Annotated in this window: 31 protein-coding genes and 1 pseudogene; 21 read left to right on the top strand and 11 right to left on the bottom strand. The window is 60.9% G+C overall.

Features of this window, described 5'->3' with window-relative positions; genetic code table 11:
- Positions 1-102: 102 nt before the first annotated feature.
- Positions 103-261: a hypothetical protein gene (locus AAHB08_RS15085; protein WP_342059359.1), complete on the bottom strand. Its 159-nt coding sequence runs from the start codon at positions 259-261 to the stop codon at positions 103-105.
- Between the two features lie 5 nt (positions 262-266).
- Here AAHB08_RS15085 and AAHB08_RS21170 point away from each other — a divergent pair, with 5 nt between their 5' ends.
- The 6 genes from AAHB08_RS21170 to AAHB08_RS15060 all read left to right on the top strand — a co-directional run bounded on the left by AAHB08_RS21170 (position 267) and on the right by AAHB08_RS15060 (position 4,226).
- Entirely contained in the window at positions 267-491 is a 225-nt protein-coding gene (locus tag AAHB08_RS21170; protein WP_423250339.1) for a helix-turn-helix transcriptional regulator, read from the top strand.
- An 11-nt stretch (positions 492-502) separates the two neighbouring features.
- On the top strand, positions 503-2,185 hold the full coding sequence (locus AAHB08_RS15080; protein WP_342059358.1) for a DUF927 domain-containing protein: 1,683 nt from the start codon (positions 503-505) through the stop codon (positions 2,183-2,185).
- A gap of 50 nt (positions 2,186-2,235) precedes the next feature.
- Entirely contained in the window at positions 2,236-2,499 is a 264-nt protein-coding gene (locus AAHB08_RS15075; protein ID WP_045523228.1) for a pyocin activator PrtN family protein, read from the top strand.
- Between the two features lie 584 nt (positions 2,500-3,083).
- Positions 3,084-3,542, top strand: a complete 459-nt coding sequence (gene zur, locus AAHB08_RS15070; protein ID WP_139436890.1) for a zinc uptake transcriptional repressor Zur — start codon at positions 3,084-3,086, stop codon at positions 3,540-3,542.
- Entirely contained in the window at positions 3,532-3,993 is a 462-nt protein-coding gene (locus AAHB08_RS15065) for a chemotaxis protein CheX (protein WP_025325657.1), read from the top strand. Before zur ends, AAHB08_RS15065 begins: the two co-directional genes overlap by 11 nt.
- A 5-nt stretch (positions 3,994-3,998) precedes the next feature.
- Complete coding sequence (locus tag AAHB08_RS15060; RefSeq protein WP_342059357.1) at positions 3,999-4,226, top strand: hypothetical protein; 228 nt, start codon at positions 3,999-4,001, stop codon at positions 4,224-4,226.
- Between the two features lie 87 nt (positions 4,227-4,313).
- On the opposite strand, the gene brnQ is transcribed toward AAHB08_RS15060, so the two are convergent.
- Positions 4,314-5,576, bottom strand: a complete 1,263-nt coding sequence (gene brnQ / locus AAHB08_RS15055; RefSeq protein WP_342059392.1) for a branched-chain amino acid transport system II carrier protein — start codon at positions 5,574-5,576, stop codon at positions 4,314-4,316.
- 236 nt (positions 5,577-5,812) lie between these two features.
- On the bottom strand, positions 5,813-6,523 hold the full coding sequence (locus AAHB08_RS15050) for a tRNA1(Val) (adenine(37)-N6)-methyltransferase (protein WP_342059356.1): 711 nt from the start codon (positions 6,521-6,523) through the stop codon (positions 5,813-5,815).
- A 128-nt stretch (positions 6,524-6,651) separates the two neighbouring features.
- Here AAHB08_RS15050 and srmB point away from each other — a divergent pair, with 128 nt between their 5' ends.
- Positions 6,652-7,875, top strand: a complete 1,224-nt coding sequence (gene srmB, locus AAHB08_RS15045; protein WP_342059355.1) for an ATP-dependent RNA helicase SrmB — start codon at positions 6,652-6,654, stop codon at positions 7,873-7,875.
- 190 nt (positions 7,876-8,065) lie between these two features.
- On the opposite strand, the gene yaaA is transcribed toward srmB, so the two are convergent.
- Genes yaaA through tapT form a run of 3 tightly spaced genes read right to left on the bottom strand, consistent with a single transcriptional unit; the run spans position 8,066 to position 11,042 of the window.
- Positions 8,066-8,839, bottom strand: coding sequence for a peroxide stress protein YaaA (yaaA, locus tag AAHB08_RS15040; RefSeq protein ID WP_342059354.1), 774 nt, complete (start codon positions 8,837-8,839; stop codon positions 8,066-8,068).
- Positions 8,840-8,871: 32 nt separating this feature from the next.
- Positions 8,872-9,981, bottom strand: coding sequence for a PilT/PilU family type 4a pilus ATPase (locus tag AAHB08_RS15035; RefSeq protein ID WP_342059353.1), 1,110 nt, complete (start codon positions 9,979-9,981; stop codon positions 8,872-8,874).
- 26 nt (positions 9,982-10,007) lie between these two features.
- Complete coding sequence (gene tapT / locus AAHB08_RS15030; RefSeq protein ID WP_202047432.1) at positions 10,008-11,042, bottom strand: type IVa pilus ATPase TapT; 1,035 nt, start codon at positions 11,040-11,042, stop codon at positions 10,008-10,010.
- Positions 11,043-11,081: 39 nt separating this feature from the next.
- Between tapT and AAHB08_RS15025 the strand changes: the two genes are divergently transcribed.
- From AAHB08_RS15025 to AAHB08_RS15005, 5 genes are all read left to right on the top strand, one after another.
- A complete protein-coding gene (locus AAHB08_RS15025; RefSeq protein WP_342059352.1) occupies positions 11,082-11,783 on the top strand; it encodes a YggS family pyridoxal phosphate-dependent enzyme in 702 nt (233 codons plus the stop codon).
- A gap of 159 nt (positions 11,784-11,942) precedes the next feature.
- Positions 11,943-12,770 carry a pyrroline-5-carboxylate reductase gene (gene proC, locus AAHB08_RS15020; RefSeq protein ID WP_342059351.1) on the top strand — a complete coding sequence of 276 codons (828 nt, stop codon included), beginning with the start codon at positions 11,943-11,945 and terminating at the stop codon, positions 12,768-12,770.
- Positions 12,771-12,793: 23 nt separating this feature from the next.
- Positions 12,794-13,345 (top strand): YggT family protein, encoded by a 552-nt coding sequence (locus tag AAHB08_RS15015; RefSeq protein WP_202047429.1) that lies wholly within the window; start codon positions 12,794-12,796, stop codon positions 13,343-13,345.
- Positions 13,345-13,653, top strand: coding sequence for a DUF167 family protein YggU (gene yggU / locus AAHB08_RS15010; RefSeq protein WP_247627273.1), 309 nt, complete (start codon positions 13,345-13,347; stop codon positions 13,651-13,653). The genes AAHB08_RS15015 and yggU overlap by 1 nt, the downstream gene beginning before the upstream one ends.
- Before the next feature lie 4 nt (positions 13,654-13,657).
- The gene (locus tag AAHB08_RS15005) at positions 13,658-14,077 is read left to right on the top strand and encodes a DUF4426 domain-containing protein (RefSeq protein ID WP_202047427.1); all 420 of its coding nucleotides are present in this window, start codon (positions 13,658-13,660) and stop codon (positions 14,075-14,077) included.
- Between the two features lie 78 nt (positions 14,078-14,155).
- On the opposite strand, the gene AAHB08_RS15000 is transcribed toward AAHB08_RS15005, so the two are convergent.
- The 3 genes from AAHB08_RS15000 to AAHB08_RS14990 form a co-directional block, all read right to left on the bottom strand.
- A complete protein-coding gene (locus tag AAHB08_RS15000) occupies positions 14,156-14,986 on the bottom strand; it encodes a CPBP family intramembrane glutamic endopeptidase (RefSeq protein ID WP_342059350.1) in 831 nt (276 codons plus the stop codon).
- Between the two features lie 171 nt (positions 14,987-15,157).
- Positions 15,158-15,454 carry a hypothetical protein gene (locus AAHB08_RS14995; RefSeq protein ID WP_025325671.1) on the bottom strand — a complete coding sequence of 99 codons (297 nt, stop codon included), beginning with the start codon at positions 15,452-15,454 and terminating at the stop codon, positions 15,158-15,160.
- Positions 15,455-15,504: 50 nt separating this feature from the next.
- The gene (locus AAHB08_RS14990) at positions 15,505-15,879 is read right to left on the bottom strand and encodes a YacL family protein (RefSeq protein ID WP_139436877.1); all 375 of its coding nucleotides are present in this window, start codon (positions 15,877-15,879) and stop codon (positions 15,505-15,507) included.
- A gap of 208 nt (positions 15,880-16,087) precedes the next feature.
- Here AAHB08_RS14990 and AAHB08_RS14985 point away from each other — a divergent pair.
- From AAHB08_RS14985 to AAHB08_RS14950, 8 genes and pseudogenes are all read left to right on the top strand, one after another.
- Positions 16,088-16,205: pseudogene (locus AAHB08_RS14985) on the top strand (sugar diacid recognition domain-containing protein); the annotation flags it as partial.
- 144 nt (positions 16,206-16,349) lie between these two features.
- Entirely contained in the window at positions 16,350-17,465 is a 1,116-nt protein-coding gene (locus AAHB08_RS14980) for a sugar diacid recognition domain-containing protein (RefSeq protein ID WP_342059349.1), read from the top strand.
- Between the two features lie 119 nt (positions 17,466-17,584).
- Positions 17,585-18,847, top strand: coding sequence for a GntP family permease (locus tag AAHB08_RS14975; RefSeq protein ID WP_025325674.1), 1,263 nt, complete (start codon positions 17,585-17,587; stop codon positions 18,845-18,847).
- Positions 18,848-18,856: 9 nt separating this feature from the next.
- Positions 18,857-19,990: a glycerate kinase gene (locus AAHB08_RS14970; protein ID WP_342059348.1), complete on the top strand. Its 1,134-nt coding sequence runs from the start codon at positions 18,857-18,859 to the stop codon at positions 19,988-19,990.
- A gap of 202 nt (positions 19,991-20,192) precedes the next feature.
- On the top strand, positions 20,193-20,756 hold the full coding sequence (locus AAHB08_RS14965) for an NnrU family protein (RefSeq protein WP_342059347.1): 564 nt from the start codon (positions 20,193-20,195) through the stop codon (positions 20,754-20,756).
- Positions 20,757-20,815: 59 nt separating this feature from the next.
- The gene (locus AAHB08_RS14960; protein WP_139436872.1) at positions 20,816-21,352 is read left to right on the top strand and encodes a glutathione peroxidase; all 537 of its coding nucleotides are present in this window, start codon (positions 20,816-20,818) and stop codon (positions 21,350-21,352) included.
- A gap of 82 nt (positions 21,353-21,434) precedes the next feature.
- Positions 21,435-22,370: a LysR family transcriptional regulator gene (locus AAHB08_RS14955; RefSeq protein WP_342059391.1), complete on the top strand. Its 936-nt coding sequence runs from the start codon at positions 21,435-21,437 to the stop codon at positions 22,368-22,370.
- Positions 22,371-22,552: 182 nt separating this feature from the next.
- Positions 22,553-23,749, top strand: coding sequence for a NupC/NupG family nucleoside CNT transporter (locus AAHB08_RS14950; RefSeq protein WP_342059346.1), 1,197 nt, complete (start codon positions 22,553-22,555; stop codon positions 23,747-23,749).
- 586 nt (positions 23,750-24,335) lie between these two features.
- Here AAHB08_RS14950 and AAHB08_RS14945 read toward each other — a convergent pair.
- Positions 24,336-24,830: a methylated-DNA--[protein]-cysteine S-methyltransferase gene (locus tag AAHB08_RS14945; protein WP_342059345.1), complete on the bottom strand. Its 495-nt coding sequence runs from the start codon at positions 24,828-24,830 to the stop codon at positions 24,336-24,338.
- 27 nt (positions 24,831-24,857) lie between these two features.
- A complete protein-coding gene (gene arfB / locus AAHB08_RS14940) occupies positions 24,858-25,274 on the bottom strand; it encodes an alternative ribosome rescue aminoacyl-tRNA hydrolase ArfB (RefSeq protein WP_005332323.1) in 417 nt (138 codons plus the stop codon).
- 201 nt (positions 25,275-25,475) lie between these two features.
- On the opposite strand from arfB, the gene glnK reads away from it, so the two are divergent.
- Positions 25,476-25,814, top strand: a complete 339-nt coding sequence (gene glnK, locus AAHB08_RS14935; protein WP_005332325.1) for a P-II family nitrogen regulator — start codon at positions 25,476-25,478, stop codon at positions 25,812-25,814.
- Positions 25,815-26,051: the final 237 nt, after the last annotated feature.

The raw sequence follows: 26,051 nt of genomic DNA, 5'->3' as shown, positions 1-26,051 counted from the left end.
ATCGCTCGGGGATTTTTCTTAACTATTGCGCCGTCCGTGATTTCACCTAGAGCTACAAGCTAAGTCGACGCAAAAAATTTCACATGTGAAATTTCTGACAGATTAGCGAATCAAAAAATAATACGGTAATAGCCAAGAAATGGTGGAATAGTCTACATCAAGCAAGTTTGTATCATAAGCATCTGTTTTTATAGTAAAAATTATTTTTTCGCTTTGCCCGAAAAAGGCACTTCCAGCGACGATGTTTTCTACATACAACATTCAGAATGCTCCTGCCAACACATGAAAAACCAGGAGGATGTATGGCTGAAACACAAAATAGAACATTGCTAACGATGGCTGAGGTCGCTGAATTGACTTCCCTTTCACAGTCGACAGTACGGCGCCTTGTAAAATCAGGAATCTTACCTGTCCCCATCAGATTAGGCCCCACCGGACGTTCAATTAGATTCAAGCTGTCAGACATTCAGCGGTATCTAAATAACATTTGAGGGAGGTGCTTATGGAATTTCGATTACTGCCGGATGCACTGGAATGCAGGGAATCCGAACGCTGGGTCAAGCTCGGGGGTTATATCAGCGTGCTGGCTCGAACACGCTCTTCAGATCAGAGACGCAGCTACGGCATTTTACTGGAGTGGAAGAACCTGGACGGTGTTCAGTTGCAAGATATTGTCCTCATTCGGAATCTCCAGGGTGATAACAGCAGGCTGGTTCGGGAAATGCTGCTCGACTCAGGCTATCCATTGGAGCTAAACCCTCACGCTTGGCCACGTATCCAGCGTTATCTACTCGATGAGATCCAACGTGCGGAACCTGCGATCTGTGTTGAACGAACCGGGTGGCATCAAGAAGGTTTTGTCACTCCTGGCTGGAGCGCCCACAGAGATCGCACAAAGTTGTATCTGCTCCGCAAGGGGATGGATATGGAACTGCGGTCATCTGGCTCGCTGGAACAATGGCAGGAAGAAATTGGCGAGGTCTGCATTGGTAATCCGCTGCTGATTTTTTACTGTGGAGCCGCTCTGAGTGCACCTCTGCTCAGCAGCTCAGGTGTCGAAAACACGATTTTCCACATATATGGTGATTCAGGGTCAGGCAAATCTACGGCCTTGAAGGTCGCAACGTCAGTGCTAGGTGATGAATCGATCATGAGAACATGGTTGAGTACTGCGAATGGTCTGGCTGCGGCCGCAGCACTTCACCACGATGTCCCGCTCTTTCTGGATGAATTATCTCAAGCAAGGGCCGAGGATGTGGATACTGCCGTCTACTCCATATGCAACGGTCGACCCAAGCTCAGAGCCAACGAAACTGGCCAGCTGGCCATAGGCGAACCTTGGCGAACCATTGCCTTATCTAACGGAGAGGTGACACTGGAGGAGCATATGGCGCAACTGGGTAAAGTACCGCTGGCTGGACAGCTGAGTCGGGTGGTTGAAATACCCGCTGTTGGTCAACACGGCGTGTTTGATACGCTCCATGGTCACAATGGGCCAGATTTGCTGGCAGATGAATTGCAGCGACGCTGCAAGCGTTACTATGGATCCCTGTTTTCGGCATGGATAAATCGACTAGCTGGCTACGATGAAGCTGAACTCACTCGCAAGGTTTTGCAGCACCACTCGTATCGCTGTGCACTCATGAAGGAGAATGCCGAGACTCTCTTGGGCTACCATATTAGCCCCCAGGTGATGCGGGTAATTCGTCGGTTTGCCCTAGTTGAGGCCGCATTGGTCATGGCTAACCAGTTCAATCTCCTACCGTGGCTCGATCACCACTCTGCGAATGCTGTTGAGCACTGTTTTAATCTATGGCTAAAAAACCGCGGTCATGGTCTGGACACTGAGGATTACCGTCTGTTCTGTATGCTGAAAGCGGCCATACAGGGCTGGGGTCCGTATATAAGACCCCTGGAAGGCCGACTGAGCTCTAGTGTTGGTTACAGTCGAACGTATCAAGGGGAGTCGCAATGGCTCGTCAAAACTGACGTGCTGAAACAAGCGCTGAATTTGCGCCCTCAATACCGCTCACAGATGCTGCGATTAGTCAAAAGAGATTGGTTGCAATTCAATGAGTTAGATAGATTGACTCTCAAAGTCGTACAGGAGAAAAAATCGGCCCGCTATTTTGCCATCTGGCCAGAACGTATCAAGAGAGGCCTGACCGAGCTGGAGGTGGATTAATGGATTTCCCGGTTTTCCCAGTTCTACCGACTCTGTTGTGAGGTGACAGCATGCAAACCGTTTTTATGCTCTTGGCGCAATACGAGAAACCTGTCGTACCGCTTAAAGACATTTGTAGTGACTATTTTGGTCTGTCATATCAAACAGCCAGACAGCGGGCAAATGCCGGGATGTTACCCATCCCGACGTTCAGAACCAGCCAAAAGAGCGATTATCTGGTGCACCTGACGGATCTGGCCAGCTATATAGATCAGCAGAGAGAGAAAGAAGTGCGTAGGCTAACTGCGATCACGAAGATGGAGGCTCGAAGATAATCTTCTGGAAGGGCAAGCCCGCGAATCGCGGGCTTTTTTCATTTTGGTCTTTGTCAGTGGTCTGGGTCAGGTGGTAGACGCTCCTGCCAGCACAGCAAACAGAACAAGGAACGTACACAGGCAGAACAGTATGACGATGCTGCTACTCATGCCCCCTCCTCATCATTCGCTCTTAAAGTCTGGAGTGAGTATAATCAAAAGGTCACCGACATCAACATAAGCTATTGATGATGTTGAGTTTTGTATCTAACGAACAAAGTTGTCTGGACACATTCGCAGAGTAGACAAGAAGAGCTGAAAGGCTTGAGAACCCCCCTGATTAAAGCCGTTTTGGCAGCCACCTGCCCCATATCTGCCCCATGGAAATTGAAGGCCACGCCTGGTAAGGGCTAGAGAAAAAATCTCACCAATCCAGCATGGGGGCGATGGAGAAGCGCTGCGCCTGCATAAAAATCATCCGGGTTGGCAAAATAAGGGGCCGGATTCTACCACAAGGTGAGACAGCCTCAGAAAATGAATTTTGTCGCCGCGCACAGGGGGCCCTGTGATAGTATCCGGCTAATTGACAGGGTATCTGCGTGAACATGAATCAAGACCTACTTCTACAACGAGCGGAACGTCTCTGCGACCAGCGGGGGATCCGTTTCACCCCGACCCGGCGCCAGGTGTTCCGGCTGCTTGCCGCCCATGGTAATGCTATCAGCGCCTACGATCTGCTGGCCCAGTTGCAGCAGACCGAGGCACATGCCAAACCCCCAACCGTCTACCGGGCTCTCGATTTTCTGCTCGAGCAGGGGTTCGCCCACAAGGTGGAGTCGCTCAACGCCTTCATCTTCTGCTGCCACTTCGACCATGCCCATCCCATGCAGCTGCTGATCTGCGATCGCTGCAAGGAGGTGGTGGAGCTGCATGATCCCGCCATCGACAGCGCCTTTTCCGAGCAGGCTCGCCAGCATGGTTTTACTATTACCAACAAGACCATAGAGGCCCATGGTCAATGTGCTCGTTGCTCTGACACCGTAGGAAGTGAAGATGAAGGCTGATTTTGTAAACCCGTTCCTGCTCTCCCTACTCAATGTGCTCTCCACAATGGCACAGCTGGAGCTCAAACCCGGCGCACCCAAGCGCAAGACGGACGAGCTGGCGCGGGGGGATGTCTCCGGCCTCATCGGCATGGTGGGTCCGCAGACCCGGGGGTCGCTCTCCATCAGCTTCGAGAAGGGGCTGGCGCTGGAGATCATGCGCCGCATGCTGGGAGAGGCACCGGCCACCATCAACGAAGAGGTGACCGACATGGTGGGCGAGATCACCAACATGGTGACCGGCGGCGCCAAGCGCATGCTGGGGGAGAAGGGCTATGAGTTCGACATGGCGACCCCCATCATAGTCTCCGGTCCCAACCACACCATCACCCACAGGGCTGACGGTGCCAAGATCATGATGCCGTTCGATTCCGAGTACGGCCGTGCCACCATAGAGATCTGCTTCGAGTAACCGCCATGTGGACGATGCTGAAATGGAGTGTCATCGGGGGAGTCGTGCTGCTGATCCTGTCGGATATCCAGATCAGCACCTCCCTCTACAAGTACGAAGACAACAGCGTGCAGATCAACTTCCCGCGCTGGCAGAGTGAGCAGCCCTGGGGCACCCTGCGCTGGCATGCCGGCCAGGTCGAGAGCCACTGGTACGGGCTGGCCGGCAAACCCAAGCCGGCATCCGTGCTCTGAGCACTAACCCGATTTGCCATGTACCCGTTGCACAAATGAAAGAGGCCAGCGAAAGCTGGCCTCTTTTTCATGTCGTCGGGATGAGGATCAGGCGGCTTCGGCGGCCAGCTTGTCACCACCGCGCACCAGGGTGCCCAGGCCGCAGGCCAGCAGGGTGGGCAGCAACCAGGCCAGGCCCTTGTCGAACAGCGGCAGGAAGGCGAATGCATCCATCTTCATGCCGGCAGCACCCAGACCGTCCAGGCAGCCGAACAGGAAGGCAACCAGCAGCACGGAGCGGAACACCAGGCGGGGACGCCCGAAATAACCCTTCAGGAAGGTGACCAGCACCAGGGCCACGGCCACCGGATAGATGGCGACCAGCACCGGGATGGAGAGGCTGATGAGCTGGCTCAGGCCGACGTTGGCCACCACGGCGCAGACGACCCCCAGCAGCACCACCAGCTTCTGGTAGCTAACGCCGGTGAGGTTGTGGAAGAAGTCGGAGCAGGCGGAGATCAGGCCCACGGCGGTGGTGAAGCACGCCAGGGTGATGATGGCTGCCAGGATGAACTGACCCGGCTGGCCGAACAGGCTCAGCACATAGGCGTTGACGATGGCACCGCCATTGCTGACGTCGTTGGCGACACCGGCCGCGGTGTTGCCCAGCTGGAACAGGGAGACATAGACCACGGACAGGCCGATGGCGGAGATGATGCCGGCGATGGCCAGGTACTTGAACTGGCTCTGGTAATCGTGGATGCCTTTCTTGCGCAGCAGATCGACGATCAGGGCGCCAAACATCAGGGACGCCAGGGTATCCATGGTGTTGTAGCCTTCCAGGATCCCTTTCACCAGGGGGCTGTTCTGATAGTCGCCGGACGCGGCGGGCATGGTGCCCTGCGGTGCGACGAAGACGCCGACGGCCAGGGTCAGCAGCAGCAGCATCAGCACCGGGGTCAGGAATTTGCCGATAGCATCCATCAGCTTGCCCTGGTTGAGGGAGACCAGAATGGCCACGCCAAAGAAGACCACTGTGTAGGCGGCCAGGCCGGATTGACCCATGTCACCGAGGAAGGGCTTGAGGCCCATCTCGTAGGCCACCAGGCCGGTACGGGGAGCGGCGAAGGCCGGGCCTATGATGATGTAGATGGCGACGGCCAGCGCGGTGGCGACGCCGGTGGGCAGCAACTTGGTCATGCCGGCCCAGCCGTTGCCGGCCTTGGCGACGGCGAGAATGGTGATGAGGGGCAGGCCCACTGCGGTCACCAGGAAGCCCAGCATGGCCAGGGAGAGGTGCTCACCCGCCATGTAACCGGCCAGGGGCGGGAAGATGATGTTGCCTGCGCCCAGATAGAAGGCGAAGGTCATGAAGCCCAATCCGAGTACATCGGACAATGTGAGTGATTTCGTCAAGTTCAACCTCGTCTGTCTTGTAAACTATTGCTTGTTATAGTTTTTTATTGGTCAGTGACCGGCGTTGTTCAGGGGTAAAAAAAAGGAGCCCCGCTGCTTTTTTCATCGCCACCAGTGGTTTGAGCTGGTCTTGAGCGGGCGCTCGTTTGCTAGTCAGCATAATGATGTGAAAAAATAGTTCAAGGCGAAATTTACATCTTCAAATAGAAGGGGTGGGTTAGTTGGATATATCTGTCGGAATAGCCTCCGGCAGTAGAATGGATCACAATTTCACCCTGCTCGAACCTGCTTAATCCTCTGCCAAGTAGCAATAAAACGCGATTTGCCTCTTTCCCCTCCCTGGTGATAACAGCTGTATAACAAAGGCTGTACAGATCATAATCTGCCGAGATGCATAAAATTTCATCAGCCATGGCGGTGGGCAGCACCAGCGCCAGCCGCCCATCCTGACTCAGCAGACGACAGCTTGCCGCCAGCAGCGAATGGGGATCGAGCGCGCCAGTGTGGCGGGCGAGCGCCCTGGCCGGATCGCTAAATACCTGACCTGCAACGAAATAGGGCGGGTTGGAGACGATAAGGTCGTAAGAGGCCGCCCGATAATCCTGAATGGCGCTCTCTATGATGCTGACCCGGTCTGCCCAGGGGGAGGCCGCCACGTTGTCCCTTGCCTGCTCGGCTGCATCCTTATCCAGTTCCACCCCGTCGATCCGGCAGTCGTTCGTGCTGCGCTGGGCCAGCATCAGGGCGATGAGGCCGGTGCCGGTGCCGATGTCGAGGATCCGGCGGGCGTTGTCGACCGGCGCCCAGGCCCCCAGCAGTATGCCGTCTGTGCCCACCTTCATGGCACAACGGTCATGGTCGATGTGAAATTGTTTGAAGGTAAAACCGCTGCTACGCCCCATCTGACCCTCGTTGCTCGTCTGCCATGGCGAAAATGGTCGGCGATTATAGCGGCTAAGCCACAGTCGCCATAGGAGCCGGCGGCATAATCGCCTATAATCTGCCGTTTCCTTAATGACCGAGTATTGCCATGAGCCAGTCCTTTGATGATTTCGACCTGAATCCAGCCCTCAACCGGGCCTTGGCCGAGATGGGTTTCACCCGCCCCACCACCATTCAGCAGATGGTGCTGGAGCCAGCCCTGGACGGCCGCGATATTCTGGCATCCGCTCCGACCGGTACCGGCAAGACAGCCGCCTTCCTGCTGCCTGCCATGCAGCACCTGCTGGACTTCCCGCGTCGCAAGCCGGGCCCGTGCCGCATGCTGATCCTGACCCCGACCCGCGAGCTGGCGCTGCAGGTCAGTGCCCATGCCAGGGCGCTGGCGGTGCATACCCATCTCAGCATCGAGACCATCATCGGCGGTGTCAGCCATGAAGAGCAGTTGCCGGCCCTGACCAAGACCACCGACATCGTCGTGGCCACCCCGGGTCGCCTGCTGGAGTACATAGAGAAGGAAGAGTTCGAGAGCCACGACATCGAGGTGCTGGTGCTGGATGAAGCGGACCGCATGCTGGACATGGGCTTCATCAAGGATGTGAACCGCATAGTGGCAGAGGCCCGCTACCGCAAGCACACCATGCTCTTCTCCGCCACCCTGGAAGGGGCCGGTCTCGAGAAGTTCGCGAGCGAAATCCTCAACGATCCGGTGGAGCTGCATGCCGAGCCGCCCCGCAGCGAGCGCCGCCCCATCACCCAGTGGGTGCACCTGGCCGATGATGCCGCCCACAAGCTGGCGCTGCTGATCCACATTCTGAAGGATCCCCAGACCCAGAAGGCCATCGTCTTCGTCAAGACCCGCGAGCGGCTGGCGGAGCTCTCCGGCCAGTTGCAGGCCGCCGGCGTCCCCTGTGCCTGGATCCGTGGCGAGATGGAGCAGAGCAAGCGTATCGAGTCGATCCGCAAGTTCCATGAAGGGGAGGTACCCTTCCTCATCGCCACCGACGTTGCCGCCCGTGGCATCGACCTGCCCAACGTCAGCCACGTCATCAACTACGACATGCCCTACGGCACCGACGTCTACGTGCACCGTATCGGCCGGACCGGCCGTGCCGGCAATCGGGGCTGTGCCATCAGCCTGGTTGAAGCCCACGACATGGCCATGGTGGCCAAGATAGAGCGATACACCGAGGAGCGTCTCAAGCGCCGGGTGATCGAGGAGCTACGTCCGAGACACAAGGAGGCGCGGGTGCCGGTGAAGAAGAAAAAGCCGAAGGATGGCAAGAAGAAGAGCGCCAAGAAGAAAAAGAAGTAATGCCCATCGACGCTGCAACGGCCATCCTCGGATGGCCGTTTTGCTGCCTGTCACCCGGGCCCGTGCCGATGTGGTGATAAGCGCGCAGAAAAAAGCCGACGCATGAACGTCGGCCAACAAAAAGTGCTTACAACAGAGGATTCATAGGTTCAGACCCGGGGATCCCGAACTTGGTTCCCTCCATTTGTAATTAATTTTCAGCGCGCTTGAACATCAGGGTGCGATCGTCGGACTCTTGTGGCACGAAATAGTAGCCAGCCTCATTGAACCCGGTCAGCTGGGTCATCTCGGTCAGCCTGTGCTTGATGATGTGGCGAGCCATCATGCCGCGGGCCTTCTTGGCGTAGAAGCTGATGATCTTGAACTGGCCATTCTTCTCGTCCTTGAAGACCGGGGTGATGATGCGCCCCCGCAGGGCTTTCGGGCGCACCGACTTGAAATACTCGTCGGAGGCCAGATTGATCAGCACCTCGCTGCCCTGCACGGCCAGCGCCTTGTTCAGGTGCTCGGTGATGATGTCGCCCCAGAACTGGTAGAGATCCTTGCCGCGCTCGTTGTCGAAGCGGATCCCCATCTCCAGCCGATAGGGCATCATCAGATCCAGCGGTCGCAACACCCCGTAGAGGCCGGAGAGCATGCGCAGGTGCGCCTGGGCGAAGTCTAGGTCCGCCTCGCTGAAATCTTCCACGGCCAGGCCGGTGTAGACGTCCCCCTTGAAGGCCAGCAGCGCCTGGCGGGCATTGCTCGGGGTGAAGTCCGGCTGCCACTGGGCAAAGCGGGCGGCGTTGAGTCCCGCCAGCTTGTCGCTGATCTTCATCAGGCTGGCGATCTGATCCGGGGTCAGCTGCCTCGCCCTGTGGATCAGCCGGGCGGAGTGATCCAGCAGCTCGGGCAGGGTGAAACGGGAGGTCACCAGCGGCGACTCGTAATCCAGCGTCTTGGCCGGGGAAACCACAATCAGCATAACTGTCCTTTACTAGCGGTGACGCACGTCCCTCATTCATCCAGGGTCACGTTGTCGAGTGTGCCTGCACCCAGCTGCTCGCGACCCGACAGCTTGATCAGCAGTCGCAGGTCGTTGGCGGAGTCGGCATGGGCAAGGGCCTCACTGTAGCCAATTTGGCCGGCGCAGAACAGGGTGAACAGCGCCTGATCGAAGGTCTGCATGCCGAGCTCGCCCGATTTGGTCATCACCTCCTTGAGCCTGTGCATCTCGCCCTTGCGGACTATGTCGGTGATGAGCGGGGTGTTGAGCAGTATCTCGAAGGCGGCGACCCGGTGGCTGCCATCGGTGCAAGGCATTAGCTGCTGCGCCACTATGGCGCGCAGGTTGAAGGAGAGATCGAACAGGAACTGGCGGTGTTTCGCCTCTGGCACCAGATGGAGGATGCGATCCAGCGCCTGGTTGGCATTGTTGGCGTGCAGGGTGGCGAGGCAGAGGTGGCCCGTCTCGGCAAACTGGATGGCCAGCTCCATGGTCTCCTGGTTGCGGATCTCGCCGATGAGGATGACGTCCGGCGCCTGGCGCATGGAGTTCTTGAGGGCCACGTCGAAGGATTCGGTATCGATGCCTACCTCCCGCTGGGTCACCAGGCAGCGACCATGCTGGTGGACGAACTCCACCGGATCCTCCACCGTCAGTATGTGGCCATCGCCGTGCTGGTTGCGGTAGCCGATCATGGCCGCCTGGGTGGTGGACTTGCCGGCGCCCGGGGCGCCGACGAACAGCACCAGGCCGCGCTTGGCCATGGCGACCTCTTGCAGTATGGGGGGCAACACCAGCTCCTCGAAGGTGGGAATGCGGGTCTCGATACGGCGCAGCACCATGCCCGGCATATCCTGCTGCCAGAAGGCGCTGACCCGAAATCGCCCCAGCCCTTCGCGGTGGATGGCATAGTTTGCCTCCCGGCTATGCAGGTAGCGCTCGAAGTGCGCCTCGTCCAGACTCTCCCTGACCAGGGCCAGCGCCGCCTGCTTGTCCAGCGGCCCCCCCTCGAGTGGCACCAGGCGCCCGTTGACCTTGAGGGTGGGAGGGGCATCGACCGTGATGAAGAGATCCGAGCCCTTTTGTTCAACCAGTGCAGCGAGCAGAACATCCATGTTCATAGTGTCTCCTTGGGTGTGAAAGCATCTTAAATACTGTTGGGATCGGCCGCCTTGGCCCTGGCGTCCAGGGCGGCAACCACGCCCCGGTTGACGAGCTGCTTGAGGCTCTGATCCATGGTCTGCATGCCGTGGGTCATCCCGGTCTGGATGACGGAGTAGAGCTGGGCGACCTTGTCTTCCCGGATCAGGTTTCGCACCGCCGGGATCCCCAGCATGATCTCGTGGGCCGCCACCCGGCCGCCGCCGATCCGCTTGAGCAGGGTCTGGGAGATGACGGCCCGCAGGGACTCGGAGAGCATGGAGCGCACCATGTCCTTCTCCGAGCCGGGGAAGACGTCGATGATACGGTCTATGGTCTTGGCCGCCGACGAGGTGTGCAGGGTGCCGAACACCAGATGGCCCGTCTCCGCCGCCGTCATGGCGAGGCGTATGGTCTCCAGATCGCGCATTTCCCCCACCAGTATGATGTCCGGGTCTTCACGCAGGGCCGAGCGCAGGGCGTTGGCGAAACTCTTGGTATCGCGATGCACCTCGCGCTGGTTCACCAGGCAGCGCTTGTTCTCGTGCACGAACTCGATGGGATCCTCGATGGTGAGGATGTGGTGGTGGAAGTTGTCATTGATGTAATCGACCATGGCCGCCAGGGTGGTGGACTTGCCCGAACCGGTCGGGCCCGTGACCAGCACCAGGCCGCGGGGAAATTCCGCTATCTTGCGAAACATCTCCGGCGCCTCCAGATCTTCCAGAGTCAGGACTGTGCTCGGTATGGTACGGAACACGGCGCCAGAGCCCCGTGCCTGCTGGAAGGCGTTGACCCGGAAGCGCGCCATGCCGGGCACCTCGAAGGAGAAGTCCACCTCGAAATTCTCCTCCAGCTCCTTGCGCTGGTGGTCGTTCATGATGTCGTAGATGAGGGCGTGTACTTCACGGTGATCCAGGGCGGGCAAATTGATCTTGCGAACCTCCCCATCAACCCTGATCATCGGGGGAACCCCGGCCGAGAGGTGTAGATCCGAGGCCTTATGCTTTACACTGAAAGCCAATAACTCTGTGATATCCATAGATTTGTTATTCTCCCATCACAAGATCACGAACGAAATATGAGCCAGATTGCCCAGCACCTGCTTCAGGTAAAGGAACGTATTGTAGAGGCTGCACGGCGAGTTGGCCGTGGCGCCGATCATATCCAGTTGCTTGCGGTCAGCAAGACCAAGCCGCTTGAAGACATCCAGGCCGCCTATGCCGCCGGTCAGCGCCGCTTTGGCGAATCCTATGCCCAGGAGGCCGCGCTCAAGATTGATGCCCTGCGTGAGCAGGCCGCCTGCCAAGACATAGAGTGGCACTTTATCGGCCCGCTGCAATCGAACAAATCCAGGCTGGTGGCGGAGCGATTCGATTGGGTGCAAAGCGTCGATCGTGACAAACTCATCGAGCGCCTCAACAACCAGCGTCCAGCCGGGTTGGCACCGCTAAATGTCTGTCTGCAAATCAATATTAGCGGAGAGAGCAGCAAATCCGGTACGTCGGAGCAAGAGATTTTCCGGCTGGCCGCCCTGGTTGCCCAGAGCGAGCGACTGGTGCTGCGTGGCCTGATGGCCATCCCGGAGCACACCAGCGACGAGGCGGTGCTGGCCGCGCAGATGCTACGCATGCAGGCTCTGTTCACCGAGCTTGCGCAACAATACCCGAGCGTCGACACCCTTTCGATGGGCATGACCGAGGATCTCGAGGCCGCCGTCGCCCATGGCAGCACCATGGTCCGGGTCGGCACTGCCATCTTCGGTGCCCGTGATTATTCATGAACAGAAGCACGCGGTGCCGCCTCTCCTCGCCTTCGCCGGCGCGGGCACACCGCCGTATTGGAAGCCAATAACAGGAGTGTGTGATGCAACATAGAACCCTCGCCTTAATCGGGGCGAGCACGCAGGGCTCCGCAGTCATTTCATCAGCAGGAGTGCAAGATGCAGCATAAGAGAACCATCGCCTTCATCGGGGCGGGCAACATGAGCCGCAGCATCATTGCCGGTCTGATCCAGGCCGGTTATCCGGCCGGGCGGATCACTGCCGCCAACCCCAGCCGCCCAAAGCTGGACGCGCTGGCTGACCAGTTCGGCATTCGCATCACCCAGAGCAACGCCGAGGCGGCCCGTGAGGCCGAGGTCATAGTGCTGGCGGTCAAGCCCCAGCTGATGGCGGCCATGCTGGAGGCGCTGGTGGCCGAGCTGGGCTCCCTTGAGGGCAAGCTGCTCGTCTCCATCGCCGCCGGCATCAAGGTCGAGCGGTTGCAGGAGATGGCGGGGGGCCACGACCGCATCATCCGCACCATGCCCAATACCCCCTCCCTGCTGGGATTGGGGATGACGGGCCTCTATGCCCCGAGCGGCATAGAACAGGCGGATCGCGACTTTGCCGAACAGATGATGCAGGCCGTCGGCAAGACCCTCTGGGTCGCGCAGGAGAGCGGCATCAACGGCGTCATCGCCGCGGCGGGCAGCGCCCCGGCCTACTTCTTCCTGTTCATGCAGGGGATTGCCGAGGAGGCGGAGGCCATGGGCTTCACTCCCGAGCAGGCCCGTCTGCTGGTGCAGCAGACCGCCCTTGGCGCCGCCGCCATGGTGGAGCAGAACCCCGAGCTCACCCTGCAGACCCTGCGCGAGCAGGTCACCAGCAAGGGCGGCACCACGGCCGAGGCCGTCAGGACATTCCAGGAGCAGGGGCTGAAGCCACTGACCGCTCGTGCCATGCAGGCGGCCGTCACCCGGGCCGCCGAGATGGAAACCCTTTTCTGAACCTTTTGTAGCAAGGAGCCCGGATGAACACGGCTTACTTTTTGATTAACACGATTTTTGATCTCTACCTCATGGTGGTGCTGCTGCGCGTCTGGTTGCAGTGGGCCCGCGCCGATTTCTACAACCCCATGAGCCAGATGGTGGTCAAGGTGACCAACCCCCTGGTGATCCCGCTGCGCCGCATCATCCCCGGCTTCGGCGGGCTGGACATGGCCTCGGTGCTGCTGGCGCTCATCATCGCCTTCGCCAAGCTGGCGCTGCTCAAGAGCATGAACGTGCTGCTGACCGACTGGCTGACCCTCAGCCTGTTTGCCCTGCTCACTGTGCTGAAGAAGACGGGCTCCATGATCTTCTGGGTGCTGCTGATCCGCGCCATCCTGAGCTGGGTCAGCCAGGGCCGCAATCCCATCGAGTACGTGATGCATCAGCTGACCGAACCCTTCCTGGCCCCTATCCGCCGCATACTGCCGGCGCTGGGTGGCCTGGATCTCTCCGTACTGGTCGCCTTCATCGCGCTGCAGGCCATAAACTATCTGTTGGGGGATCTGTTCGGTCAGCTGTGGTGGATGATCTGATGCCAGCCGTCCTGCTGGAAGGGGACGCGCTGATACTGCACCTGATGATCCAGCCCAAGGCGAGCCGGGATCAGATCGTCGGCTTGCACGGGGACGAACTGAAAGTGGCCATCACGGCGCCGCCGGTGGATGGCCAGGCGAACAGCCATCTGATCAAGTATCTGGCCAAGCAGTGCAAGGTGGCCAAGGGGCAGGTCAGGATAGTGCGGGGGGAGCTCGGTCGGCACAAGACGGTCGCCATAGAGGCACCAAGACAGATCCCCGCCGAGATCGCCGCCCTGCTGGAGAGTGGAACAGGAAAAGGATGACATCATGAAAACAGTCTGGATGAGCTGCCTGCTGGCGCTCTTGATGACGCTGCCGGTGCGGGCCGAGCAGATGAAGGAGCTGGGCCCCTGGCAGGTTCACTACAGCGCCTTCAACTCCAGCTTCCTCACCCCTGAGGTGGCCAAGGCCTATGGCCTGGAGCGCAGCCGCTACAACGGCGTCGTCAACATTGCGGTGCAGAACAAGCAAGGGGTGGCTCAGGCGGTGGGCATCAGCGGCGAGGCCAAGAACCTCACCGGCACCATACGTACCCTGAGCTTCCAGGAGGTGAAGGAGGGGGACTCCATTTACTACCTGGCGGTGCTGCCCTACCGGAACGAGGACACCTACCAGTTCACCCTGAAGATCATGGGGGAGGGGCAGCAGCAGACGCTGACCTTCCAGCAGACCTTCTACGTCGACTAGCTGTCCGGATGCGATGAAAATGCCCCGAACCCACAGGTTCGGGGCATTTTTTTATCCGGCGAGAGCCTGCCTCCGCAGTTAGCGGCTGGCCAGCGGGTAGGTGAACAGGGCCAGGTGGGCGAAGTTGAACAGAAAGTGCAGCAGTATGGCGACGCTCAGGCGCCCGCTCAGCAGGAAGGCCAGGCCGTAACAGGCCCCCGCCAGGGCGGCAAACAGCACCAGCAGAGGACCACCGGCCAGGTGGGCGGCCCCGAACAGCAGGCTGGCGACCAGGAGGCCGAGCCAGGGCTTGCTTCGGCTCGCCACCCCTTGCTGGATGAGGCCGCGAAACAGCGCCTCTTCCGCCACGCAGGTGAACAGCAGGTTGTTGAGAGCGAACAGCCACCACCAGTGGGGCAGCCCCACTTCGGGCTTGAGGGCCCCCAGTTGCCAGGCGGCGATCAGCAGGGCCGCCAGCGGCAGCATGAGCAGGGCCAGCGGTCGCCAGCGTATCGCGCCGCCCGGGCCGAGCAGGGCGGGCCAGGCCAGCAGCAGGCCGAAGAAGATGAGCGGCTTGTCCAGATTGAGGTAGAGGGTGAAGGGGACGCTGGCGGGACCGGCCTGCACCCGATCCAGCACCTTGAGGTTGTCAAAGCCCGGCACCAGGTGCAGCGTCAGGGCCAGGGCCCACAGCAGCACCAGCGTCAGTGCGACGCCACGCCAGGGCTGAGGCAGGGTGGGTGTGCGCCAGGCCAGCAAGAGACCGGCGAGGCTGGCCAGCGCGGCGACGGGGCCGAGTCTCTCCAGCCAGATCGCGGTCAGCAGGGCGACCCCCAGCAGGATCAGGCCGCTCCGCTGCTGGCGGGCCAGGCAGAGCAGCACGGCCAGTCCCAGGGCGAGCCAGATGAGGGTGTCAGGGAGTGGTAACATTGAGTCTCCTTGTGGGTTGCAAGGGGCGCACCTTAACGAGCCTTCGCCTCTGGCACAAGGCGCAATGGACTGGTCGGCCGACAGCGCTGACCGGCCTGGGCAATAAAAAGCCGGAGCTAGGCTCCGGCTTTGGGGACAGGTGGTGGCCCGAGTGAAGGGGCCCAGACCAGATTAACGGCCGGATTCGGCGATGACGCGGGCTATGATGTCGGCGCGCTTGCTCGCTTCCAGTTCGCCCAGGGCGATGAGGCCGGCCTTGAAGATGACGTTCTTCGGCAGGCTGACGTCGTCCAGGGTGGTGATGGCTTCGACGTGCAGGCCGTTCAGGCGGCTGGCATCGCGCGGGCTCAGGTTGACCTGGGTATTCATCACCTGCTTGCCTTTCTTCTTGGCAGGCACGGCGGCTTTCTGGCTGGATTCCTGTTCTTCGTCTTCCGGCAGTTCGTCATCAAAATCGTAAATGGACATAGTCAATCCTGTTGGGTTGCAAGGGGCATGCTCGCCCGAAATGTGGGTATTCAGCCCATATCCTCGTTGCGGATAAAGGCGCGCCAGGAGCCGAGTACCTGGGCAAAGTCTTCCAGTCCGCACATGGCCAGCTGCTCATCATCGTAGTAGGCGAGATCGTCGAGATCCTCATCCAGCTCGATATTGAGGACGTTGGCTTTCACCTCGGCCTCCTCAGGGGTGAGCAGCAGCGAATAGTCACCGCCGTGACGCCTGTACTCCGTGCGGGTTCGATTGGAGAGCTGGTCGATGATGGAGAAGAGCTCGTCGAGCGTATCCTCATCCTTGCCAACTTCATCGATCAGCCACTGGCCTATGGCCTCATGGCCCATGGAGAACCGGGCGCGATAGCCACCGAACGGGTCGCGGCGAAATTCATAGTCCATAGCGGAGTCCCTATCGGAAGGGTGGAGCCACCACAACACGGAACGGCGTGACGCCGATTCCATGATCCCGGGTGGGGCACAGATAGCGTAAAGTGGCCTATTCTAGCGATCCCCCCCGCGCTTGTCTTGATGATGTGGGATCTTTAACGGGTCTGTCCCCCGGATCCAGGCCACCCGGGGGCCTGTCAACGAATGGTATGGAGAGGCAATGCAGCTCAATGACACCCTTGCCCGTCAGATTGTGAGCCGGGCGATGAAGATACTGTCGTTCCCGGTCAAGGTAATGGACGAAATCAGCCTTATCATCGCCTCCGGCAACCCTCTGCTATCTATCCGGAGATTCAATGACACCCTTGCTCGTCAGATAGCGAGCCGGGCGATGAAGATACTGTCGTTCCCGGTCAAGGTAATAAACGAAAGCAGCCTTATCATCGCCTCCGGCAATCCTCTGCTATCTATCCGGAGATGTTATGCAGCTCAATGACACCCTTGCCCGTCAGATTGTGAGCCGGGCGATGAAGATCCTCTCTTTTTCGGTCAACGTGATGGACGAGCGGGGCCTCATCATCGCCTCCGGCAACCCGGAGCGGCTCCATCAGCGTCACGAGGGGGCCGTGCTGGCGCTGACCGAGAACCGGGTGGTGGAGATAAGCGAAGCAACCGCCCAGCAGCTCAAGGGGGTGAGGCCCGGCATCAACCTGCCCATCGCCTATCAGGGGGAGTTGCTCGGCGTCATCGGCATCTCGGGGGATCCGGAAGAAGTGCGTGCTTACGCCGAGCTGGTGCGGATGACAGCCGAGCTGATCCTGGAGCAGGCGGCGCTCACCGAGCAGTTGCAGTGGGACAAGCGCCACAAGGAGGAGCTGGTGCTACAGCTCATCCGCGGCGAGGGGAGGGCCGATCAGCTGCAGCAGGCAGCCCGCTTCCTCGATCTCGATCTGGCCCAGCCTCGCGTCGTCGCCGTGCTGGCGCTGGAGGAGGCGGATCCCGCACGTCTGCGGGAGCTGGTGCACCTCCTGGAAAATCCGGAGCGGGACAACCTGGTGGCCATCAACGGCCTGGACGAGATAGTGGTGCTCAAGCCGGCCCAGCTCAGCGACGGTGTCTGGCAATCGGCGCAGGAGCGCAGCCGCATCAAGCAGTTGCTGGCCCGCATTCCCCATTTCAAGGTGCGTATAGGGGTGGGTGATTACTTCGCCGGGACGGGCGGATTGGCACGTTCCTACCAGACCGCCCGCGACACCCTGCGCCGCGGCATGAGCCAGGCGCCGCGCAAGCAGGTCTACTTCTTCGAGGATTACCGCCTGCCTGTGCTGCTCGGGAGCCTGGCGGACTCCTGGCAGGCGGATCAGCTGCGGGCACCCCTGCTCAGGCTGGCAAAAGAGGATGCAAAGGGAACGCTGCAAAAGACGCTGCGCCAATATTTCTTGCAGGATTGTGATCTGCATCCCTGTGCCGAAACGCTCTTCATCCACCCCAATACCCTGCGTTACCGGCTGACCCGGATAGAGCAGATAACAGGCTTGAATTTCAACAAGTTAGATGACAAGTTCCTGCTCTATCTCGGGCTCAATCTCGACGGCTGATTTGTTTGTATGAACAAAAATAAAGGCTGCTGAAGCGCAAGCTTTGGCTTTTCAGCCAAAGCATTCCGGGTTGGGATCACCATAATGGCCACCACTCACTCATTTGAAAGGTGCCCGTCATGATCCCTGTATCCGCGCTCGGTGCTCTCGCTGCGCTCTCCATCGCCATCTTCCTCATTCTGAAGAAGGTGCCGCCCGCCTACGGCATGATAGTCGGTGCCCTGGCCGGTGGCCTGATCGGCGGCGCCGACCTGACCCAGACCGTCGCCCTGATGATCGGCGGCGCCCAGGGGATCACCACGGCGGTGATGCGGATCCTGGCAGCCGGTGTGCTGGCCGGGGTGCTCATCGAATCGGGTGCCGCCACCACCATAGCCGAGACCATAGTCCGCAAGCTCGGCGAGACCCGTGCCCTGCTGGCCCTGGCCCTGGCGACCCTGATCCTGACCGCGGTCGGCGTCTTCGTGGACGTGGCCGTCATCACCGTCGCCCCCATAGCGCTCGCCATCGCCCGCCGTGCAGACCTCTCCAAGGCCGCCATCCTGCTGGCCATGATAGGGGGCGGCAAGGCGGGCAACGTCATGTCCCCCAACCCGAACGCCATCGCCGCGTCCGACGCCTTCCACCTGCCCCTCACCTCTGTGATGGCGGCCGGCATCATCCCGGGTCTGTTCGGCCTGGTGATGGCCTACTGGCTGGCCAAGCGCCTCAACAAGCGGGGCAGCAAGGTCGCGGCCGACGAAGTGGTGAACTTTGACGGTGGCAAGCTGCCCGGCTTCTTCGCCGCCATCAGCGCCCCCCTGGTCGCCATACTGCTGCTGGCCCTGCGCCCGGTGGCCGGCATAGTCGTGGATCCGCTCATCGCCCTGCCCCTCGGCGGCCTGGTCGGCGCCCTGATGATGGGCAAGTTCAGCAAGGTGAACCAGTTTGCGGTCTCCGGCCTCGCCCGCATGGCGCCGGTGGCCATCATGCTGCTGGGCACGGGTACCCTGGCGGGCATCATCGCGAACTCCGGCCTGAAGGACGTGCTGATCAGCGGCCTGACCGCCTCCGGTCTGCCCTCCTACCTGCTGGCCCCCATCTCCGGCGCCCTGATGTCGCTGGCGACCGCCTCGACCACGGCCGGGACAGTGGTGGCCTCCAACGTGTTCAGCTCCACCCTGATCGAGCTGGGGATCAGCAGTCTGGCCGGAGCGGCGATGATCCACGCCGGTGCCACCGTGTTTGACCACATGCCCCACGGCTCCTTCTTCCACGCCACCGGTGGCAGCGTCCACATGGGTGTGGGTGAGCGCCTCAAGCTCATCCCCTATGAAACCGCGGTGGGTCTGACCATTGCAACTGTCTCCACCCTGATGTTTGGCGTGTTTGGCCTCGCCTAAGGAATTGATATGAAAATTGTTATTGCCCCCGATTCATTCAAGGAGAGTCTGAGCGCCATGGCGGTGGCCGATGCCATCGAGGCCGGTTTCAAACAGGTGCTGCCGGATGCCACCTACGTCAAATTGCCCATGGCCGATGGCGGCGAAGGCACGGTGCAGTCCCTGGTGGATGCCACCGGTGGCCGCATCCTGCCGGTCGAGGTGACGGCACCGCTTGGCAACAAGGTGCAGGGCTTCGTCGGTCTGCTGGGGGATGGCCAGCGTGCCGTCATCGAGATGGCGGCGGCCTCAGGTATCCATCTGGTGGCACCGGAGCAGCGCAATCCGCTGCTCACCTCCAGCTTCGGCACCGGCGAGCTGATCCTGGCGGCGCTGGAGATGGGGGTCACTCACCTCATCCTCGGCATCGGCGGCAGTGCCACCAACGACGGCGGTGCCGGCATGATCCAGGCGCTCGGCGGCAAGCTCTTGAAAGCAGATGGCACCCCTATAGCCCTGGGGGGCGCGGGTCTCGGTGAGCTCACCACCATAGACCTGAGCGGGCTGGATCCGCGCCTGAGCGAACTGGTCATCGAGGTGGCCTGCGATGTGAACAACCCGCTCTGCGGCCCGAAAGGCGCCTCCGCCGTGTTCGGCCCGCAGAAGGGGGCGACCCCCGAGATGGTGGCGCAGCTCGATGCCAATCTGGCCCGCTACGCCGACTGCATCGAGCAGGCCCTTGGCAGGCAGGTGAAGGATATTCCGGGGGCGGGCGCCGCCGGTGGCATGGGCGCCGCCCTGGTCGGCCTGCTCGGCGCCGAGCTCAAGCCCGGTATCCAGATCGTCATCGAAGCCTTGAAGCTGGCCGATGAAGTGGCCGATGCGGATCTGGTCATCACCGGGGAAGGGCGCATCGACAGCCAGACCATCCACGGCAAGACGCCAATCGGTGTCGCACGCTGCGCCAAGCAGTTCGGCAAGCCGGTGATCGGCATCGCCGGCTGCCTCACCGACGATTGCGGCGTGGTCCATGACCATGGCATCGACGCCGTGTTTGCCGTGGTCAACCGGGCCATGTCCCTGCCGGAGGCGATCGCAACCGCCACCACCAACCTGCAGCTCACGGCCCGCAACGTCGCCGCCCTCTATCTGCTGCGTCGTTAATCCTCTTCTGGCCGGTGCCCGTCACCGGCCGCACCCCGCCCCGTGTAGCGGATGTGGTTGCTCCCCTGAGGGCGGACCCTCTGACGCACCTTGCCGATCCCAGGATCGGCTTTTTTATTATCCTGCTGTCTTGTATATGGTTTTTGTATTCTGCCAGGGGCCTTTGCGGCATAGTGATCCCCCATAGTACAAGGAGCAACCCATGATCTTGCTGACCCTGGGGGTACTGCTGTTTACCCTGATCCATCTCTACCCCTGCTACGCCGCAGCGCACCGTGCCCGCCTGCGGGATCGGCTGGGGGAGAACCGTTACAAGGGACTCTTCTCGCTGCTGGTGTTCGTCGCCATCGGCTGCATCCTCGCCGGCTGGCGCAGCGCCAGCCCCATGCCGCTCTACTTCCTGCCCGCCTGGGGGCCCATGCTGGTGATGGCGGCCATGCCGGTCGCGCTGATCCTGCTGTGCGCCGGCCAGGGGCCCAACCACCTGAGGCGTTGGCTGGTACACCCCCAGCTGCTCGGCACCCTGCTCTGGGCCTGCGCCCATCTGGCGGTCAACAGCGAGGCGCGCTCCCTGGTGCTGTTCGGGGGGTTGGGCGCCTGGGCGCTGGTCAGCATCGTCTGGATATCGGTGCGGGACTGGCGCACCAAGCCGAGGCCGGCGGCCAACTGGCAGGGGACGGGGATCAGCGTGGGCGCCGGTCTGGTACTCACGGCCCTGCTCATCTTCTGGGGCCACGGCTGGTTGACCGGGATCCCGCTGCACTGATCCCTGAACCTTGTGCGGGGATCTCGCGTATGATGGAGAAAACCCGAGGAGTCACGTCGATGAAATGGTTCACCCTGCTGCTGTTGCTCGGATCTGGCGCGGCATCTGCCGCCTGTCCCGACTACTTCAATGTGGAGATGCGGGAGCTCAACAACACCCAGCGCCACAACCTCTGCCAGCTGACCGAGGGCAAGGTGGTGCTGGTGGTCAATACCGCCTCTTATTGTGGTTACAGCGGCCAGTTCCGGGATCTGGAAGCGCTCTACCAGAGCTACAAGGAGAAGGGGCTGATGGTGCTGGGGTTCCCCTCCAACGACTTCTGGCAGGAGGCGGGCAACGAGAACAAGACAGCCGAGGTGTGCCGCCGGGATTACGGGGTCACCTTCCCCATGTTCAACCGGGTCTCGGTGCGTGGCGCCGATGCGGTGCCATTGTTCAAGGGGCTGGCGGCGGCCGCCGATGGGGATGCGCCGAACTGGAACTTCCACAAATACCTGGTGGGCCGCGATGGCAAGCTGATTGCGAGCTATGGCGCCAATCAGAATCCGGCCGATGATCCCCTCAAGGCGCAGCTGATCCAGGCGCTGGGACGCTGACCCTACCCCCTGGCGGGCGGCTCTGGAATAATGGGGGCCCGCCACTCACTCTGGTTATCCCGTGCTGCAACGTCTTCCCCAAATGGTGATCTTCGATGCCCTGGTCCGCGAGCAGGGCATCTCTGCCGCCGCGCTGCGGCTCGGGGTCTCCAAGTCCCACATCAGCAAGCAGCTGGCCCAGCTTGAGACCGAGCTCGGCGCCCAGCTGGTGCAGCGTACCACCCGCCGTTTCTCCCTGACCGAACTCGGCCAGGAGTATGCCCGCCACTGCCGCGCCCTGGTGGCGGTGGCTCTGGAGGCGGACTCCATGGTGGCGGAGCGGCGCGGCAAGGTGAGCGGCGTGCTGCACCTGGGGGTGGGCCAGTCCTTCGGCCGCTTGCACGTGATCCCGCGGCTCAAGGCATTCCAGGCGCGTTACCCCGATCTGGAGCTGGAAGTCTCCCTGTTCGATCACCGCACCAACCTGGTGGATGAGGGGCTGGATCTCTGGATCACCACCTACGAGGACAAGCCCGAGGCCCTGGTGGGGCAGCGGCTGGCGGACATCGGCTTCGTGCTGGTGGCCTCGCCGGACTATCTGCTGAGCCACGGCACCCCGCTGCACCCCAGGGATCTGGCCAGGCACAACTGCATCACCTACCAGAGCCGGGAGCGGCGCTACCACGAGTGGTCGTTTCGCCAGGGCAAGGAGCGCCAGACGGTGCAGGTGGCCGGCAACTACCGGGTGGATCTGGCGGAGGCGGTGCGGGATGCCGCCCTGGCCGGGCTCGGCATCGCCTATGTTGCCAACTACCTGCTGGACAAGGAGCTGCAATCCGGCCAGCTCATCCCCCTGCTGCCCCAATGGCGCCCGAACCAGAAGATGGCGGTGCACGCCGTCTACGCCAGGCGGGAGCACCTGGATCCCAAGATCCGCCTCTTCATCGACTTCCTCAAGGAGAGCTTCGGCCCCGAACCCTACTGGGCGCAGCGGCTGGCTCCCTGGCTGGGGGGTAGATTGTCCGGTGTGGAGGAATAATCGTTTCCATATTGAAACACTGACTTTCGCCTGATACCAAACACGAGCCAAATCAGCCAGTTGGCGCAACCGATATCGTACAAACGTTTTTGCTAACAGGGTTGTAACCAGGTGGACTTGCAGTGATGGGGGCAGGGGGGCAGAATCCGCGCCCATCTTCAGTCCCACTAGATGGAATCCCTATGATCGCCCTGCTCGGCATCTTGAGTATCCTGGTGCTAGCCGCACTCTGCTCTGATAATCGTCGTCGTATCCCGTTGAGAACAGTGGGCTTCGCCCTCTGCCTGCAAGTCCTCTTCGCCGCCCTGGTGCTCTGGCTGCCAGCGGGTCAGCAGGTGCTCAACGGCGTCAGCGAGAGCGTCAGCAGCGTGATCGGCTACGGCCAGGAGGGGATCGCCTTCCTGTTTGGGGATCTGGCCAAGTTCAAGCTGGGCTTCATCTTCGCGTTCAACGTGCTGCCGGTCATCATCTTCTTCTCCGCGGTGATCGCCATTCTCTATCACATCGGTCTGATGCCGAAAGTGATCGCCCTGCTTGGCGGCGGCCTGCAGAAGCTGCTGGGCACCGGCCGCGCCGAGAGCCTCTCCGCTACCGCCAACATCTTCGTCGGCATGGTGGAGGCCCCCCTGGTGGTCAAGCCCTACCTCTCCAGGATGTCTGACTCCCAGTTCTTCGCGGTGATGAGCTGCGGTCTCGCCTCGGTGGCCGGTGGCACCCTGGTGGGTTATGCCAGCATCGGGGTCGAGCTGAAATACCTGATCGCCGCCGCCTTCATGTCGGCGCCTGCCGGCCTGGCCATGGCCAAGATCCTGGTGCCGCCCGGTGCCGACGAGGAAGATCATCATGAAGATGTGGAGATCCCCCGCGCCACCAACGTCATCGAAGCGGCGGCCGATGGCGCCATGTCCGGTCTCAATATCGCTGTGGCGGTGGGCGCGACCCTGCTGGCTTTTGTCGGGGTGATTGCCATGCTCAACGGCCTGCTGGGCTGGGCCGGTGATCTGGTGGGGCTGGATCTGAGCTTCCAGATCATCCTGGGTTGGCTGTTTGCCCCCGTCTCCTGGCTCATCGGCGTGCCCTGGGATCAGGCCCAGGCGGCCGGTGCCCTGATCGGCACCAAGATCGTCATCAACGAGTTCGTCGCCTTCATCGCCCTGGTGCAGGATCAGACCCTGAACGAGTCGAGCAAGGCCATAGTCACCTTCGCCCTGTGCGGTTTCGCCAACATCTCCTCCATGGCGATCCTGATCGGCGGCCTGGGGGCCATGGTGCCGGAGCGCAAATCCTTCATCGCCCGCTACGGCATGCGGGCCATCCTGGCGGGGGTGCTGGCAAACCTGATGAGCGCCTCGCTCGCTGGCCTGTTCCTCGCCCTCTGAGTGGCCTCGGCGCTAGCGCCCTCAGATCCAAGCCCGCTTCGGCGGGCTTTTTTGTGGCTACTCGGGCAAAAAAAAGCGCCTCAGAGGAGGCGCGGGGAAAAAGACAGATTGGAAGCGTCACATGGGTGCCACTTGAATGAGGGATGAGCCGTGCCATCCAAGTGTGAGTGCATCATGCCTTTCCCAGTCTGAAGCCCTTCTGAGGCGATTCTTCATACTATGTTCATTTTGCTAAACGCCCGTTGGCGTCAGCGCTAAGCCTCCGTTCCCCTGCTCCAATGCCGGCAACCAGCGTTATGAACGGGATGCCGCCGGCTAATCAGGGGTCAGGGAGTCAGCGCGAAGTTGTCGACAGTCTGCTGTTCCAGTGCCGGCAACCAGCGTATGAAGGGGATGCCGCTGGCTAGTCAGGGGCTCAGGGAGTCAGCGCGAAGTTGTCGACCGTCTGCTGCTCCTGTGCTGGCAACCAGCGTATGAAGGGGATGCCGCTGGCTAATCAGGGGCTCAGGGAGTCAGCGCAAAGTTGTCGACAGTCTGCTGCTCCTGTGCCGGCAAGCAGCATTGTGAAGGGGATGTTGCCGGCTAATCAGGGAGTCAGCGTGAAGTTGTCGGCAGTCTGTTGTTCCAGTGCCAGCAACCAGCGTTTGATGGGAATGCCGCCGGCGTACCCCGTCAGTGCGCCGCTGCTGCCTATCACTCTGTGGCAGGGCACTATGATGCTCAGGGGGTTGCGGCCGTTGGCCGCCCCGACGGCCCGCACCGCCTTGGGGTTGCCGATGGCCTGGGCTATCTCGAGGTAGCTGACGGTCTCGCCGTAGGGGATGTCGCACAGGGCGCGCCACACCGACTGCTGAAAAGGGGTTCCCCGGGCGGCGAGCGGCAGCGTGAAGTGCCGCAGCCGGCCGGCAAAATAGGCCTCGAACTGCTCGAGGTAGGGGGCCAGGGCCACATCGTCCCGCTGCCATTCCGCTGTCGGGGTGACCGGCTGCTCCCCCCGCAGGAACTCCACGAAGCGCAGGCCATCCTGATCGATGGCGACCAGCAGGGGGCCCTGGGCGCTGTCACAAAAACTGTATCTCATGGGTCTCTCCTCCTCGGCCTGAACGGCTCACTCCATCCCGGGCTTGCCACGGGCCGACTTGATCTCGCCCTTGCGCTTCTTGGCGTCGACCCGCTTGCGCTGGGAGCTGCGGGTCGGCTTGGTGGCGTGGCGGGCCTTGGGGCGCCAGGCGGCCTTTTTCAGCAACTCGGTCAGGCGGCTCATGGCCTCCTTGCGGTTCATGTCCTGGCTGCGGTGGGTCTCGACCCTGATCTGGATGAAACCATCGTGAACCCGGCTGTCGCTGAGCTTCTCCAGCCCCTCCTTGTAGAGATCCGGCAGGCTGGGGGAGTCGCGGTAATCGAAGCGCAGCCAGACGGCGGAGTCCGTCTTGTTGACGTGCTGGCCCCCGGCCCCCTGGGCGCGCATGGTCTGAAACTGCAGCTCATGCCAGGGAATGATCACGCTGTTGGAGATGACTAACATGGGGTGATGCTCTCATTTGGTGCATCAAGGGAGTCTGGTGCAGCTTGGTGCCTCATTATGGGGCGAGATGCGCTTCCTTGGTGATCCTGAGCCGAAACGGCTCAAGGGTTAATGGCTATCTTTATGAAAATAAACAATAAAAATACTTGGCACAAGAATTGATGACCTCTTCATGACATACCATGGATTGGGAGCAACCAGATGAAGCTGATTACTGCGATTATCAAACCTTTCAAGTTGGACGACGTGCGCGAGGCCATCGCCAACCTGGGGGTCGAGGGTCTGACCGTGTCCGAGGTCAAGGGCTTCGGTCGCCAGAAGGGGCACACCGAATTATACCGGGGGGCAGAGTACCAGGTCGACTTCCTGCCGAAGGTAAAGCTGGAGATCGCCACCGCCGACGAGAACGTGGAAGGGGTGATCGAGGCCATCTGCAAGGCGGCTTATACCGGCAAGATAGGGGACGGCAAGATTTTCGTCTATGACCTGCTGCAGGCTGTGCGCATCCGTACCGGCGAGAGCGACGACGAGGCGCTGTGATGCCGCGCCGGGGCCCCGGCCACTGAGCTGGTCGGGTTGAGCGCTCAGGCCCTGCCGGGTCGATAGAAAAAGAGAATGCGTGGTCATGGAGAGACTGGGTGGGATTCCATCCGGTCTTTTTGTTTTAGCGACGATTAAATATCTGGCCTTACCTCTGCAAACCGCCTTGATCCTCTCATCCTGATTCATGCAGAATGCAAACGAAAATAGTTATCACTTTATGCACAGACAAGGAAT

Source organism: Aeromonas sp. OTU364, assembly GCF_038440395.1.
Classification (GTDB): Bacteria; Pseudomonadota; Gammaproteobacteria; order Enterobacterales; family Aeromonadaceae; genus Aeromonas.
Note: the sequence above shows the minus strand (reverse complement) of the source record. Positions and strands in the feature narration are given on the sequence as shown.

Bases quoted from the DNA above. Each gene is read 5' to 3' on its own strand.
- brnQ (WP_342059392.1), bottom strand. From the start codon at position 5,576: ATGACCTTCGCCTTCTATCTGGGCGCAGGCAACATCATCTTCCCGCCC.
- AAHB08_RS15050 (WP_342059356.1), bottom strand. From the start codon at position 6,523: ATGGGGCGTAGCAGCGGTTTTACCTTCAAACAATTTCACATCGACCAT.
- AAHB08_RS14995 (WP_025325671.1), bottom strand. From the start codon at position 15,454: ATGTCCATTTACGATTTTGATGACGAACTGCCGGAAGACGAAGAACAG.
- tapT (WP_202047432.1), bottom strand. From the start codon at position 11,042: ATGGATATCACAGAGTTATTGGCTTTCAGTGTAAAGCATAAGGCCTCG.
- AAHB08_RS15035 (WP_342059353.1), bottom strand. From the start codon at position 9,981: ATGAACATGGATGTTCTGCTCGCTGCACTGGTTGAACAAAAGGGCTCG.
- AAHB08_RS15015 (WP_202047429.1), top strand. From the start codon at position 12,794: ATGAACACGGCTTACTTTTTGATTAACACGATTTTTGATCTCTACCTC.
- AAHB08_RS14955 (WP_342059391.1), top strand. From the start codon at position 21,435: ATGGTGATCTTCGATGCCCTGGTCCGCGAGCAGGGCATCTCTGCCGCC.
- yaaA (WP_342059354.1), bottom strand. From the start codon at position 8,839: ATGCTGATTGTGGTTTCCCCGGCCAAGACGCTGGATTACGAGTCGCCG.
- AAHB08_RS14950 (WP_342059346.1), top strand. From the start codon at position 22,553: ATGATCGCCCTGCTCGGCATCTTGAGTATCCTGGTGCTAGCCGCACTC.
- srmB (WP_342059355.1), top strand. From the start codon at position 6,652: ATGAGCCAGTCCTTTGATGATTTCGACCTGAATCCAGCCCTCAACCGG.
- AAHB08_RS15085 (WP_342059359.1), bottom strand. From the start codon at position 261: ATGTTGTATGTAGAAAACATCGTCGCTGGAAGTGCCTTTTTCGGGCAA.
- AAHB08_RS15000 (WP_342059350.1), bottom strand. From the start codon at position 14,986: ATGTTACCACTCCCTGACACCCTCATCTGGCTCGCCCTGGGACTGGCC.
- arfB (WP_005332323.1), bottom strand. From the start codon at position 25,274: ATGTTAGTCATCTCCAACAGCGTGATCATTCCCTGGCATGAGCTGCAG.
- AAHB08_RS21170 (WP_423250339.1), top strand. From the start codon at position 267: ATGCTCCTGCCAACACATGAAAAACCAGGAGGATGTATGGCTGAAACA.
- AAHB08_RS15075 (WP_045523228.1), top strand. From the start codon at position 2,236: ATGCAAACCGTTTTTATGCTCTTGGCGCAATACGAGAAACCTGTCGTA.
- AAHB08_RS14970 (WP_342059348.1), top strand. From the start codon at position 18,857: ATGAAAATTGTTATTGCCCCCGATTCATTCAAGGAGAGTCTGAGCGCC.
- AAHB08_RS15080 (WP_342059358.1), top strand. From the start codon at position 503: ATGGAATTTCGATTACTGCCGGATGCACTGGAATGCAGGGAATCCGAA.
- AAHB08_RS15065 (WP_025325657.1), top strand. From the start codon at position 3,532: ATGAAGGCTGATTTTGTAAACCCGTTCCTGCTCTCCCTACTCAATGTG.
- AAHB08_RS15005 (WP_202047427.1), top strand. From the start codon at position 13,658: ATGAAAACAGTCTGGATGAGCTGCCTGCTGGCGCTCTTGATGACGCTG.
- AAHB08_RS14975 (WP_025325674.1), top strand. From the start codon at position 17,585: ATGATCCCTGTATCCGCGCTCGGTGCTCTCGCTGCGCTCTCCATCGCC.
- AAHB08_RS14990 (WP_139436877.1), bottom strand. From the start codon at position 15,879: ATGGACTATGAATTTCGCCGCGACCCGTTCGGTGGCTATCGCGCCCGG.
- zur (WP_139436890.1), top strand. From the start codon at position 3,084: ATGAATCAAGACCTACTTCTACAACGAGCGGAACGTCTCTGCGACCAG.
- AAHB08_RS14945 (WP_342059345.1), bottom strand. From the start codon at position 24,830: ATGAGATACAGTTTTTGTGACAGCGCCCAGGGCCCCCTGCTGGTCGCC.
- AAHB08_RS15025 (WP_342059352.1), top strand. From the start codon at position 11,082: ATGAGCCAGATTGCCCAGCACCTGCTTCAGGTAAAGGAACGTATTGTA.
- AAHB08_RS14965 (WP_342059347.1), top strand. From the start codon at position 20,193: ATGATCTTGCTGACCCTGGGGGTACTGCTGTTTACCCTGATCCATCTC.
- AAHB08_RS14980 (WP_342059349.1), top strand. From the start codon at position 16,350: ATGCAGCTCAATGACACCCTTGCCCGTCAGATTGTGAGCCGGGCGATG.
- AAHB08_RS14960 (WP_139436872.1), top strand. From the start codon at position 20,816: ATGAAATGGTTCACCCTGCTGCTGTTGCTCGGATCTGGCGCGGCATCT.
- AAHB08_RS15060 (WP_342059357.1), top strand. From the start codon at position 3,999: ATGTGGACGATGCTGAAATGGAGTGTCATCGGGGGAGTCGTGCTGCTG.
- glnK (WP_005332325.1), top strand. From the start codon at position 25,476: ATGAAGCTGATTACTGCGATTATCAAACCTTTCAAGTTGGACGACGTG.
- yggU (WP_247627273.1), top strand. From the start codon at position 13,345: ATGCCAGCCGTCCTGCTGGAAGGGGACGCGCTGATACTGCACCTGATG.
- proC (WP_342059351.1), top strand. From the start codon at position 11,943: ATGCAGCATAAGAGAACCATCGCCTTCATCGGGGCGGGCAACATGAGC.